The 12,360-nt window shown below is 32.4% G+C and carries 13 protein-coding genes and 1 tRNA gene; 13 read left to right on the top strand and 1 reads right to left on the bottom strand.

Features of this window, described 5'->3' with window-relative positions; translation table 11 throughout:
• Nucleotides 1–274: 274 nt before the first annotated feature.
• From PHF25_06715 to PHF25_06660, 12 genes are all read left to right on the top strand, one after another.
• Nucleotides 275–670 (top strand): hypothetical protein, encoded by a 396-nt coding sequence (locus PHF25_06715; protein MDD4527706.1) that lies wholly within the window; start codon nucleotides 275–277, stop codon nucleotides 668–670.
• A gap of 8 nt (nucleotides 671–678) precedes the next feature.
• Nucleotides 679–1,008 (top strand): hypothetical protein, encoded by a 330-nt coding sequence (locus PHF25_06710; GenBank protein ID MDD4527705.1) that lies wholly within the window; start codon nucleotides 679–681, stop codon nucleotides 1,006–1,008.
• The gene (locus tag PHF25_06705) at nucleotides 1,001–2,698 is read left to right on the top strand and encodes a DUF4105 domain-containing protein (GenBank protein ID MDD4527704.1); all 1,698 of its coding nucleotides are present in this window, start codon (nucleotides 1,001–1,003) and stop codon (nucleotides 2,696–2,698) included. The genes PHF25_06710 and PHF25_06705 overlap by 8 nt, the downstream gene beginning before the upstream one ends.
• Nucleotides 2,699–2,861: 163 nt before the next feature.
• On the top strand, nucleotides 2,862–4,358 hold the full coding sequence (locus tag PHF25_06700) for a hypothetical protein (GenBank protein ID MDD4527703.1): 1,497 nt from the start codon (nucleotides 2,862–2,864) through the stop codon (nucleotides 4,356–4,358).
• On the top strand, nucleotides 4,355–4,888 hold the full coding sequence (locus tag PHF25_06695) for a hypothetical protein (GenBank protein MDD4527702.1): 534 nt from the start codon (nucleotides 4,355–4,357) through the stop codon (nucleotides 4,886–4,888). Before PHF25_06700 ends, PHF25_06695 begins: the two co-directional genes overlap by 4 nt.
• A 2-nt stretch (nucleotides 4,889–4,890) precedes the next feature.
• A complete protein-coding gene (gene lpxA / locus PHF25_06690) occupies nucleotides 4,891–6,138 on the top strand; it encodes an acyl-ACP--UDP-N-acetylglucosamine O-acyltransferase (GenBank protein MDD4527701.1) in 1,248 nt (415 codons plus the stop codon).
• A gap of 6 nt (nucleotides 6,139–6,144) precedes the next feature.
• A complete protein-coding gene (lpxB, locus tag PHF25_06685) occupies nucleotides 6,145–7,278 on the top strand; it encodes a lipid-A-disaccharide synthase (protein ID MDD4527700.1) in 1,134 nt (377 codons plus the stop codon).
• A gap of 216 nt (nucleotides 7,279–7,494) precedes the next feature.
• Entirely contained in the window at nucleotides 7,495–8,673 is a 1,179-nt protein-coding gene (locus tag PHF25_06680; protein ID MDD4527699.1) for a type III PLP-dependent enzyme, read from the top strand.
• 58 nt (nucleotides 8,674–8,731) lie between these two features.
• Nucleotides 8,732–9,946, top strand: coding sequence for an aspartate kinase (locus PHF25_06675; GenBank protein ID MDD4527698.1), 1,215 nt, complete (start codon nucleotides 8,732–8,734; stop codon nucleotides 9,944–9,946).
• 2 nt (nucleotides 9,947–9,948) lie between these two features.
• A complete protein-coding gene (locus tag PHF25_06670) occupies nucleotides 9,949–10,485 on the top strand; it encodes a hypothetical protein (GenBank protein MDD4527697.1) in 537 nt (178 codons plus the stop codon).
• Between the two features lie 61 nt (nucleotides 10,486–10,546).
• Nucleotides 10,547–10,840 (top strand): HipA domain-containing protein, encoded by a 294-nt coding sequence (locus PHF25_06665; protein ID MDD4527696.1) that lies wholly within the window; start codon nucleotides 10,547–10,549, stop codon nucleotides 10,838–10,840.
• Between the two features lie 41 nt (nucleotides 10,841–10,881).
• Complete coding sequence (locus PHF25_06660; protein MDD4527695.1) at nucleotides 10,882–11,388, top strand: cupin domain-containing protein; 507 nt, start codon at nucleotides 10,882–10,884, stop codon at nucleotides 11,386–11,388.
• Nucleotides 11,389–11,609: 221 nt separating this feature from the next.
• On the opposite strand, the gene PHF25_06655 is transcribed toward PHF25_06660, so the two are convergent.
• Nucleotides 11,610–12,050: a hypothetical protein gene (locus tag PHF25_06655; protein MDD4527694.1), complete on the bottom strand. Its 441-nt coding sequence runs from the start codon at nucleotides 12,048–12,050 to the stop codon at nucleotides 11,610–11,612.
• Between the two features lie 183 nt (nucleotides 12,051–12,233).
• Here PHF25_06655 and PHF25_06650 point away from each other — a divergent pair.
• Nucleotides 12,234–12,310: transfer RNA gene (locus tag PHF25_06650), tRNA-Pro, on the top strand.
• Nucleotides 12,311–12,360: the final 50 nt, after the last annotated feature.

Genomic DNA, 12,360 nt, shown 5'->3' with positions numbered 1-12,360 from the left:
TACTCAATGTAACGCCTCCTGTCATCTTTATTCCTCCTTTTTATTTATATTCAAAAGAAGGTTATTGTATACCAAGGGTGACATTTCTACTTTGCTCAGGGGTGACATTATCACTTTGGGCTAACAATTCATACAAATCACCTACAAAAACAAAAAAATTATTGTTATATTATTTATATAATTTAAAATATAGATATACGTTGTGCATCTAATATAAAAGATTGGAGGTATTTTTATTAACTTATTAAAATAACAAAGAACTAAAGGAGATAAAATGAAGAAAATTATATTACTAATTGGAATCCTTGCTTGTATGAATACCACTATATTTGGTTTTGCAACACTTACGGCACCTGTAGGTGGTGATCCTATACTATTTGCATCTAATGTGAATGACGTAGATGTCTACTTGAACGGGAAAATGATTGGGAAAAAGACAAACACTGATTTTACTTATAAAGTTCTAAGAGATGGCGAAGATAAAATATTTACATTTAAAAAAGCTGGATACTCTGATACCACAGTAGTCTTGCAAAAAACTATGGCCCCTGTGTTTTGGCTTAACTTCATAATTGGCGGAGTTTGGGGCTCTTCGACTGATAGTCTTTCTACAAAAAACAACATGCAATACTCACCAAATCAATATTACGTCGAGATGAATAAACTATAAATAAAACAATGGGTATGAAGCAATTTGTTTTTTTAATATTGCTTCTACCCATTATTTCTCTAGCGAATACTAAACTCCCAACCAAAATTTCAGACGAAATAAAATCATTTGCTTTATTTAATTATGATAATCTTATTGCTGATGGTTACGAAACCGAAAAACCTTATATTCGTCAATTAGCTAATATCCTTAACGAAGCAACCGGTGTATCCACTTCAATATTCTTTCAAACATTAACTAATGAAGAATTAATAAATGAATCTAATCCAGTAAAATATATGTTATTACTCAATAAAAAAACCATTGCTGTTAGTAATTATTATTTTGCAGATGACTAAGTTTTGCATTTTAATTTTATTACTAATAAACATCTCTTTTCTTTTTTCAGAGGATTTTTGTTATAGTCGAAAATGGTTGAATCTACTTTACTATGAAAAAACTGGCTCAGATTATACGAGTCTAGTCGAAAATAATGTTTTTTTTATTACACCACAAGGGAAAACTGATCCGAAAAAAGAATATGAAGCTTCATTAAAACTAGTTCAAAATCAAGATTTACAATTTAAATCAAACTTTCCCTTACGTTATAAGTACATAGCCCTGCAAAACAATATTAAATACGACCCAACTATCTCTATATCAAATAATGTAAGCAGTGTCATAATTGCTTTTCCTAGTAGCTATATGAGCAATCCAGCATCAATGTTTGGACATTTATACTTAGTCCTCAAAACTGACAAAGGAACACTTGATAGTGATATTCTCCATTATGTTGCCGATACCGATGGGGATCGAACAATTAATTACATATTCAAAGGTCTTAGTGGTCAATACAAAGGTTCTTTTATAAAAGAACCTTATTACAAAGAAATCAAAAAATATAATTATGTAGAAGCAAGGGATATTACTTATTATGATTTAATATTATCTGAAGAACAAATTAAGAATTTACAACTACATTATTTAGAATTAAAAAATTGTTTTTTTTACTATTATTTTTTAGATCAAAACTGTGCTTCTTTTATTGGAAAACTATTAAATGTTATCCTTGACAATGATATCGTTACAAAAAGAGCATACGTTATGCCTTCTCAAATCATTAATGATTTATATAAATCATCTTTATTAGAAAACGAGGCAATTAGAATAGCCAATACAAGAATATTTAATCGTCTTTTCAACAGCTTGTCTAACAAACAAAAAATAAAAGTTATACAACTTTTCTTTGAAAAAATAAACGAACACTCACCTGACATTGAAGTATTGAAAACATTTATTATAATTTCAGAATATGTAATTAATAATCACAGCAATTTATCAGACACTATCAGATTTAATAGAATTACTGCGTACAAAAAACTAAATGATTTACAAGTTTTCAACATCAGGCCAACCGATCAAAAAAGTGAAAATGTAAATAAAATTCAATCTCAATCTATTGGCTTCTCTCATTTATTCGAAAATAATTATGAGTTTAAATTTAATCCAATTTATTTCTCGGAATTTGTTCAATTTGATAAAATTGAACACACAAGTGTTAGATGTCTGGGAACTAAAGTATATGTTTATAAAAACATAAAACCTCTCTATGTATTAGACTTAATGGATCTAACAAGTATTACCCAATTCAATTCAGTCCTAAATTCATTTTCATGGGGGATAAAAAGTACTATCGCATATCAACAATCTTTTATCACAAACCAAGAATTTACTTTTGGATACGGGTTAAATTCAATTAATAGTGGTATTTTTTATGGATTGATTGGCATTAATCTTACAAACTATGACGACATAAATGAATCACCTCTAGCCAATAATAACTTGCAATTTTCACCAACAGGAAAAGTAGGATTAAACCAAAATCTAGCTAAAAATCTAAAAGGACGGTTGTCCTATCAAAATAAGTTTCAAAAAGACTATATAACAGCTGAACTGATTTACAAACAAAACGATTTTTTAAATAAATTAACTATACTTAATAATAACAATACAACTACAGTTAAATTATCAGTTGAATATCTCTTTTAATAAAATATTTTCCGACCAATCAATAGGTGCGACAAGAATTACCCAAAAGTCACGCAGCGAGTTGGAGCACTCTTGATTTTTGGTTACTTTTGATCAAGCAAAAGTAACTATCAATGACAATCACATTACTAAACGCTATAATTCAAATAAGATTGGGGGATCTATGTCTAATCATTTAGTTATTCATCTAACAGACAAGGAAACACTTTGTCTTCTAATCAATTATGAAAATTCAATACTGCAAACCAGCATAACAACCCAACAAAACATTTCAACAACATTATCCGCCTTAATCAAATCAAGCAAAGAAAAGATAGACAGAATAATAGTTATTCCAGAAACATCTACCATTAAAACAACTTTCATCAGTCTTAATATGGGGGCTACAGACAACTTTAATGAATCGCTCATAAACCAACTAGAAAATCACTATATATCAACAAAAGATACTGTTATAAAATATAAAATCATCTCCGAAACACATGATGAAAAGATAGAATATCTGCTTGCTGTTCTAATTATTCCTCTTAAATTATATAAAGCTATCTCTAAAAAAGTCTCTAAAATTATTCCTAAAAAAATTATTCAATGGATACCTGCCAACTACTGTTTAAACTTATCTATTATTGATAGCGAGGAACTCCGTGACGCGCCACTGATTATCCATGTAACTGAAACCCAAACCAATATAATCATTAAGACTGGAAAAGAACTAAAGGCCATCTCCTCACTGCCCTTCTCCACCGAAAATCTTAAGTTATGCTTAAAAGAAGATGGGCTTTCTGATAACCAAATAAATAATAAGTTAAACCTCAAGCTAGCCTTTGATAAAGAACTCGGATTTAACACAAGATTACTTATTAATGACACTCTCTCTGACTTACAAAAAGAGATTCAATTTATTTGTTCTAATCATAAACTAACCATCAATTCTTGCTACATAATTGCCAACCAATTAAAGCACTCCGACTTAGCAACACTAATATCCAATAAACTCTCCATCCCCTGCCAATACACTTCTCTACCAGAAAAAACATCTACACCAGACATGACAAGCCCTCTCCTAAACAAAAGATTGCTCATTATGGCAAATAAGGCACTAGAACTTGTGCAAAATATGCAAATATTCATCACCTATATTCCTAAAAAAACATTTTCAGAAAATAAAAGCATTGTACTTACAATCATGCAAAAAGAAATAATTAAATTTGCCTTATCCTTAATAGCTATTCTTTGTATTGGTTTCTATCTTAATATCCAAATTTCTGCTGATGCTGAAAAGGCAAAAACAACTCTCTATGGGATCAAAGAATTGGTTACAGCAACTAAAAGCCAATATATTGATATGTCTGAGTCCTTATATAAAACAAAACAACTAGAAAAACTACAAACAGAAGTAGCTAAACGCGAAAAAGAGAATCAAACAATAACTATTATTCTTCAGCAAATTTTTCAACACCTTCCAAATAATATTGGGCTTCAGAATACATCTATTCAAGTTAAAGACCAAAGAATACTGCTTAACGGAAAAACTAATAAAGAAAAAAACATTACCGCCTACATTCAACTGCTCAGCGAGCACCTTCCAGACCAAAAAATTCTATTAAAGAGCATTAGGCCTAGCGAGCCTATTCGTTTTATTATTGAGGTTCAATTATGAAGAAAACCAACAATTTTTTCTTGCCCGAAGAAAAGAAATATTTACTCTGGGTGTTTCTAGTCTTGTTTTCTATCCTACTAATGCAAACAACTCTGTACCCTAAAATAAAGAAAAAAGAAACATATCAAGCCTTAACCAATAATTACAGAAAAGAATTAGAGGAAATGAATAAGAAAATAACCGAAGCAATCATCAAAAAAGAAAATTTGGAAAAAATAGAAAAAAATCTGGAAAAAAAACTTTCTTATCGAGGTAATATTCTTTCCTTAATAAATAAAAATATCGTTAAAGAAATGCCTAGAAGCTTCCAACTCACTAAGCTTTCTTCTGAAAAATTTATTAATACTGAACTAACCGAACTAATCCCTGTTTATATAGAGTTCATTTCAGCTAAAAAAGATTTGTCTTTGTTTCTTAATCAGCTAAATGAGTTACCCTTGCCAATGGAAATAATTAACCTGAAAATAGACGGCTTATCACCTCAAGCTATTTCTGTTAAAATACAACTGATCTTCGAAAAAAGGAAGTAACAATGACCTTAAACATTAACGAAATCATGGATATTCTACCTCACAGATACCCCTTCTTACTAATAGATCGAGTTTTAGAAGCTACAGAAAATAGAGCTGTAGGAATAAAAAACATAACTATCAATGAAGCCTTCTTTCAGGGTCATTTTCCTGGTCACCCTATTATGCCTGGCGTACTAATCATTGAAGCGATGGCTCAGCTCTCTGGCATCGTTTTATTAAATACTCCTTCAACAAAAGGCAAAATAGCCTACTTTGCAGCTATTAGTGACGCAAGGTTTAAACGACCAGTAACTCCAGGTGACCAAATAAGATTTGAAGTTGAAATAAAAAAAATAAAAGGACCAATTGCAAAAACTAGCGGGAAAGCCTTTGTCGATGGTAACTTAGTTGCAGAAACAGAAATGACCTTCTCCTTAGTAAGTTCTCTACTAGAAACACTCATTGACCCAACTGCCAAAATTCACCCAAATGCAGTCTTAGGAAAAGATGTAAAAATAGGACCGCATGCTTACATTGGTGAAGGTGTCATCCTTAAAAACAATGTAACAATTGAAGCTAATGTAGTTGTTGAACAATGGACAACAATTGGCGAAAATACACATGTCCACTATGGGGCGATTATTGGCAACTCTACTCAGGACAAAAAATTCAACAAAACTGATAAAAGCTATGTAACTATTGGTAAAAATTGTGACATCCGAGAATATGTAACAATTAACCGAGCTACTATCCAAAATGGTGCAACAAAAATTGGTGATAATTGCTTATTGCTAACCATGGTTCATATCGGACATGATTGTGTGCTAGGTAACGATATTGTAATGTCTAATGCTGTTCAGGTTGCTGGCCATGTACAAATAGAAAACAGGGCAATTATTGGCGGAATGGCTGGGATAACGCAATTCTGTAGAATTGGTACAATGGCAATGGTTGGTGGATATTCTAAAGTTAACCAAGATGTTCCTCCCTACATGCTTGTTGAAGGTAACCCTGCTTGCATCCGTAGCATGAACATAATTGGACTAGAAAGAAACGACGTTTCAAAACAAAACCAACGTGACATGAAAGAAGCGTATAAAGCTTTATTCCGTTCGAACATGAATACCAGTCAAGCAATCGAAAAAATTAAAAACGAACTAAAAATCAACTCAACAGAAGTTAATCATCTAATCTCTTTCCTTCAGGCAGAATCTAAAAGTGGCATCATGAAAAGAGGAAACAAAGACTCCTCTGAAACTGAATCATAAATCTTCATGGACTACGAAAAATACAAAAGGGTCTTAATCCTTACTGGTGAAGTTTCTGGAGACATGCATGGTGGTTATCTACTAAAACATTTAAAACAGCTTTCCCCTGAGCTTAAAGCCTTCGCTATTGGAAGCGACCACCTAAAGGATGCTGGGGCAGTAATCATTAAAGATATAACCAAAAAATCAACCATTGGTTTTCTAGAAACACTCAAAAATATTCCAATGTTATACTTATTAAAAAATAAACTTATAAAAATTCTTAAACAACAGCACATTGACCTCCTGCTTTGCATTGATTTCCAAGGATTTAACACAATATTAGCTAAAAAAGCCAAAGAAATGGGCATTCATGTCGTCTATTATATTCCTCCTCAAGAATGGGTTTGGGGCTCAGAAAAAGGAGTAAAAAAAATAACCACAATTACTGACAAAATAGTCACTATTTTTCAAGAAGAATATGACGCTTACAAACAATACACAAAAAACGTACGGTTTTTTGGGCATCCACTAACACAGATAATTACTGATGCTAATGTTCAAGTTGAGCAACAAAAAAACACAATCGCTGTTTTCCCTGGTTCGAGAAAGCAAGAAATCACCTATTGTTTCCCAGAAATGATAAAAATTATGAAAGAACTACATAATACAGACAATAAGAAGAAATTTATTATTAACCTTCCAAATACACATTACCTTGCTACCATCCAACAAAAAACTCAAGGGATGGAGAGCTATGTAACGATTAGAACTGGAAAAACTTACGAAACACTTGCTGAAAGCGAATTTGCCTTAGTTACTTCTGGAACAATTACACTAGAATGTTTACTGATGGGCACACCTCATATTGTTTTCTATAAATTCAACCCTGTTTCTTTCTTAATTATTAATCATTATCTAAGAAAAAAATTTAAATATGACTACTACTCTTTAACAAATATCCTTTCTGGAAAAGAAATAGTGCCCGAATATATGCAAAACTTTGATACTCAAAGTATCTGTAAAAAAATAATCGAAATATTATCGGATGACAAAAAGGTGCTACTTTTAAAAGAAAACCTTCAAAACATTAAAATAAAACTCAGTTCAAAAAACGAAGAAAATTTACTTGTAGAAATAAGTAACTACATCCTCTCTTAAAAGAAAAATCCAAAAAATATTAACTTGTTTTACAAACTCCTCAGTAAAAATTTTACTCCGCTAATGATTACGTTAGCAATTGCACCAAGATGCAAAAATCGGGCTATAACCGCTTCTCCCTGACCTAGCAAATTATCATTAAATAATATCGTTTGCAATATACCCTAAAGGTTGTTATTATCCTTTGTCTAAATAAAAAATGAGAGTGAGGCACAGATGGAACACAGAGGAATTCATGATTATCTTTCTAAAAAAGAACTAAACGGAATAAAGAAATTTTCTGTTGGTAAACAAACACCATTTCTGATTGTAAGCCTTGAAAAAGTAGCTCAAAATTATGATGATTTAAAAAAAAATCTCCCTTACGCAAAAATATACTATGCAGTAAAAGCAAACCCTGATGAAAAAGTCTTAAAACTGTTAGCAAAAAGAGGCTCAAATTTTGATACTGCAACTATTTATGAACTAGATCAATTACTTGAGCTTGGAGTCTCTCCTGACCGTATAAGTTTTGGGAATACAATTAAAAAAGAAGAAGACATTGCCTATGCCTATGAAAAAGGGATAAGAATGTACGCAACTGACTCTATCGTTGATTTACTGAAAATATCCAGAGCAGCCCCAGAATCTAAGGTTTTCTTTAGACTACTTTCCTCTGGCGGAGATGCCGACTGGCCTCTTTCTAAAAAATTCGGAGTTTATCCGGATACTGCCTATAAATTAGCAAAGAAAGCAAAAAAACTTGGACTTATTCCTTATGGACTTTCTTTCCATGTTGGCTCACAACAAAGGGAAATTGGGCAATGGGATAACGCTATAGCCAAGTGCAAATATTTATTTGATGCACTGAAAAAAGATGGCATAGAACTAAAAATGATCAATATGGGTGGCGGATTCCCTGCCAACTATGTACAACCAACACAGTCGCTGGAAGTCTATGCTGATGAAATAACTAGATTCCTAGAAGAAGACTTCCCTGAAGGTCTTCCTGAAATAATAATAGAACCCGGACGATCAATTGTTGCTGACTCTGGCGTAATGGTGTCAGAAGTAGTTATGGTAACAAAAAAAACAAAGTTAGACACATACAGATGGGTGTTTTTGGACGTAGGAAAATTTAATGGTTTAATCGAAACAATTGATGAGTCTATTAAATTTCCCATCTTTACAGAAAAACATGCTAACTCCAAAAAAATTAGTGATGTAATCATTGCAGGGCCAACTTGCGATAGCGCAGACATTATGTATGAAGATTTCAAATACACTCTTGCCGATAGCCTGAAAGAACAAGACAGAGTATTTATTCTAACTACAGGTGCTTATACCTATAGCTATTGTTCCGTCTGCTTTAATGGTTTCCCTCCGCTAAAAGTCTACATCGAAGATAAGTTTTAAATAGACACAACACAACTGTCATTGTAAACTATTACATCATCGAAAAGGAGGAAATTCTTTGAAAATTATAGTTCAAAAATATGGTGGAACAAGCGTTGGAAGTGTAGAAAAAATACAAAAAGTTGCTGACAGAATAATAGCCAATAAAGAAAAAGGCTACAAAGTAGTTGTAATTGTTTCAGCCATGGGTGACTTTACGGATGACTTAATTAGTCTTGCGAAACAAATCGACCCCTGTCCAGCAGGCAGAGAATATGACGCACTACTAGCGACTGGGGAATCTATTTCCTCATCCTTGCTTGCGATGACTTTAATCAAAAAAAACCATGAAGCTATTTCCCTGACAGGATGGCAAGCTGGTGTTTATACTGAATCTTCCCACAATAAAGCTAAAATACTTGACGTTAAGCCAGCCAGAATCCTTTCTGAACTACAAAACAATAAAATTGTTATAGTAAATGGGTTTCAAGGAATAAACAGTGATGACGACATTACTACTATCGGGCGAGGTGGGTCTGATACATCAGCCGTTACCATCGCCGCAGCCTTAAAGGCAGATTTCTGTGAAATATACACTGATGTTGATGGTGTTTATACAGCTAATCCTAATCTGATAAAAAATGCAAAAAAACATGATGTCATAGATTATGATGAAATGTTAGAACTAGCTAGTCTTGGAACACAAGTGCTACATCCAAGAGCAGTTGAAGGAGCAAAAGCCTATGGTGTTGTACTAGTAGTTCGTAACAGTTACAATTTTAATGAAGGCACAATAGTTAAGGAGGTTTCAAGAATGGAAATAAAGAATCCGGTTACAGGTATTACGTATGATGAAAACACTTCCAAGATAGCGATCACGGGGCTATCAGACGAACCAGGAATTGCGGGAAAATTATTTTCTGAACTAGCAGTTGCAAAAATTAACGTAGACATGATTGTTCAAAGCAACCAAAAAAATGCACAAAACGATATTGCTTTTACTATCCCTCAAGACGAATATGCAAGAGGTTTGGAACTAACAAAGGCGTTCGCAAAGAAGGTTGGAGCTAAAAATGTAGACTCTAAAGTCCTTGTGTCCAAGGTATCTATCGTTGGGGTTGGAATGGTGTCTAGTCCAGGAGTTGCAGCTAAAATGTTCTCTATTTTAGGAGATAACAATATCAATATCGACTTAATAACAACTTCAGAAATAAAGGTTTCTTGCATTATCGACCAAAAAGACACACAGAAAGCTGTTCAATTGTTACATACAGGGTTTAACCTAGACGCATAATAATGTTTTTAGTTTACCTGTTAATAGGATATCTCGTAGGCTCTATTCCCGGGATATATTATTTTGCTGAAAATCTAACTACTTTCAAGAAAAAAACAATGGTTATTCCTAAAAAAGGGTTAACCATTAGTTATTATCCAGCATTTAGTTGGCAATGGGCTTACTTAGCTATTGATGCAGTAAAACTATTTATTTTTTACTACCTATTAGGATTAAGCTCCTTAACTTGGGTAATTGGGTTTACATTAGGACATATTTTTCCTGTCTGGAAGCCGATTATGAATAAAAGTACCATGCTACTAGTATTTATCTTTGTTTTTCAAATCAATTTCTATCTGTTTGTTGCCTTCGCTATAATTGAAACTCTCATTATTTTGTTCAATAAAAATTTTAAGGAAATTCCAATTATCATTACTACCTTCCTTCTTTCAATTTTCTATTGGGTCAGTGGAGCTGATTTTTATTTTGTTTTAGTACCTTTAATATTTTTTATATTTTCATTATTACGCTTCGTCATTGTAAGCAAAGATAGACTATAGTAGCTGTATTTTTTAATAAAAATTAACGTTCGGGAATAATTTCTTATTTTTTCTTTATTTCATGGTATCCTATTCCCATAAGGGAATAATTGGGAACTGTGATGCTCCTGCAAAAAACTTTTCAATATTACATAATGAGCTCAGTTTTTCTTTGGCTCCTTTTTATGACTTAGTTTCAACAGATGTTTATAAGGATATAGACAAAAAAATGGCAATAAAAATTGGAAACACCTGGGACATAAGAGCCATTCAAAAAAATAATTTTTATTACATGGCAGAAAAAAATGAAATTAAAGCAAAAATTTGTGAAGCAATACTCACTGGCATTCAACAAAGGCATGCAAAAATTACATAATACAAAAGAAGCCTTTTATATAAATAACTAAGGAGAAAAAAATGCTAACAGCCGAACAAGTAATTACTGAACTAAAACTCATCCCACATCCTGATGAAGGTGGATTCTATAAAGAAACATACAGATCAACTGAAATAATTGATAAAGAAGCACTCCCCATCAGATACATGAGCGAAAGAGCATATTCTACTTGCATTTATTATCTACTAACACCAACAACCTTCTCCCATATTCACAGATTACAATCAGCTGAAATATTCCACTTTTATCTGGGAGACCCCTGTGAAATGATTCAGCTATACCCAGACGGAAAGGGAAAACTGATAACGCTTGGACAAGATGTTTTAAATGAACAACAAGTTCAAGTTGTTGTAGATAAACATACTTGGCAAGGAATGAAGCTTAAAAAAGGCGGGGAATTTGCCCTACTTGGAACAACGGTTGCTCCATCTTTTGAGTTTCAGGATTACGAACATGGGAAACGAGCATCTCTGTTAGAAAAATATCCAGACTTTGAAGAACAAATCATTAGTCTAACAAAAGAATAATTCTTCAACTGGTTCAATAACACCCCATTTGTTATAATAATTTAACATTTAGTGAACCATTTGATGAATTAGAGGAAATTATATTTATTAATAATCCCTCTGAAACTCAAGTAAGGATTACTTATCAGTGTTCCGGGGTATAGCGCAGAACACTGATAATAATACAATACAAAAAATAAGCTATTCTTTTACTATATTCATTCGTAAAAAAATTAATCCATTTATAATTTAAACTTCTTCAGATTAACCTTAAATTCGCCATTGTTCTCCATTCTTAATAGTAGAATTATGTCTAAACCAGAATATTCTAAGGTTTCTAGACATTGACCCTGAAAGGATTGGAATGCCCTATCTTCAAATAAATAATTTTCACTGCCAACTTTTATCTCAACCAATACCTTGGATTGAACCATTAAATCAGCAAAATGTCTTATCTTTTTACCCTTAAAAACTGCCTCTCGTAAGGGTTTAGGAAAAAATTCTTCAGCAACACAATGAACACTTCTCTCATTTAAAAGAATACAAATATCTTCTTTAAACTTATCATGAAGTATAGATGATTCTATTTCTAACTTTTTAAACTTATAACCGGTAGCAACATAATAGCTTGCTTTTATGATTTGGTCTGTAACTTCTGAATGCGGATAATTATCATTATTCATTTATCTATTATATTGGATTTACTTAAACAAAAATATCAATAATCTTTTAATGGTTCCACTGGTTTTAAAAGGTTACTATTGTTATAATAATTTAACATTTAGTGAACCATTTGATGAATTAAAGGAATTTGTACTTATTAATAATCCCTCTGAAACTCAAATACTGCTTACTTATCAGTGTTCCGGGGTATAGCGCAGCCCGGTAGCGCACACGTCTGGGGGGCGTGTGGTCGTCAGTTCAAATCTGGCTACCCCGACCATAATTAATTAGCATAAAACACTAATTAAATAGAATAATCTAGAATAGCTT

It is taken from the genome of Candidatus Margulisiibacteriota bacterium, assembly GCA_028706105.1.
Lineage (GTDB): Bacteria > Margulisbacteria > Riflemargulisbacteria > GWF2-35-9 > DYQY01 > DYQY01.
Note: the sequence above shows the minus strand (reverse complement) of the source record. Positions and strands in the feature narration are given on the sequence as shown.

What these genes read in the sequence shown, in the direction of transcription:
- PHF25_06665 (MDD4527696.1), top strand. Translation starts at nt 10,547, where the DNA reads ATGGTATCCTATTCCCATAAGGGAATAATTGGGAACTGTGATGCTCCT.
- PHF25_06670 (MDD4527697.1), top strand. Translation starts at nt 9,949, where the DNA reads ATGTTTTTAGTTTACCTGTTAATAGGATATCTCGTAGGCTCTATTCCC.
- PHF25_06700 (MDD4527703.1), top strand. Translation starts at nt 2,862, where the DNA reads ATGTCTAATCATTTAGTTATTCATCTAACAGACAAGGAAACACTTTGT.
- lpxB (MDD4527700.1), top strand. Translation starts at nt 6,145, where the DNA reads ATGGACTACGAAAAATACAAAAGGGTCTTAATCCTTACTGGTGAAGTT.
- PHF25_06705 (MDD4527704.1), top strand. Translation starts at nt 1,001, where the DNA reads ATGACTAAGTTTTGCATTTTAATTTTATTACTAATAAACATCTCTTTT.
- PHF25_06655 (MDD4527694.1), bottom strand. Translation starts at nt 12,050, where the DNA reads ATGAATAATGATAATTATCCGCATTCAGAAGTTACAGACCAAATCATA.
- PHF25_06715 (MDD4527706.1), top strand. Translation starts at nt 275, where the DNA reads ATGAAGAAAATTATATTACTAATTGGAATCCTTGCTTGTATGAATACC.
- PHF25_06710 (MDD4527705.1), top strand. Translation starts at nt 679, where the DNA reads ATGGGTATGAAGCAATTTGTTTTTTTAATATTGCTTCTACCCATTATT.
- PHF25_06695 (MDD4527702.1), top strand. Translation starts at nt 4,355, where the DNA reads ATGAAGAAAACCAACAATTTTTTCTTGCCCGAAGAAAAGAAATATTTA.
- PHF25_06660 (MDD4527695.1), top strand. Translation starts at nt 10,882, where the DNA reads ATGCTAACAGCCGAACAAGTAATTACTGAACTAAAACTCATCCCACAT.
- PHF25_06680 (MDD4527699.1), top strand. Translation starts at nt 7,495, where the DNA reads ATGGAACACAGAGGAATTCATGATTATCTTTCTAAAAAAGAACTAAAC.
- lpxA (MDD4527701.1), top strand. Translation starts at nt 4,891, where the DNA reads ATGACCTTAAACATTAACGAAATCATGGATATTCTACCTCACAGATAC.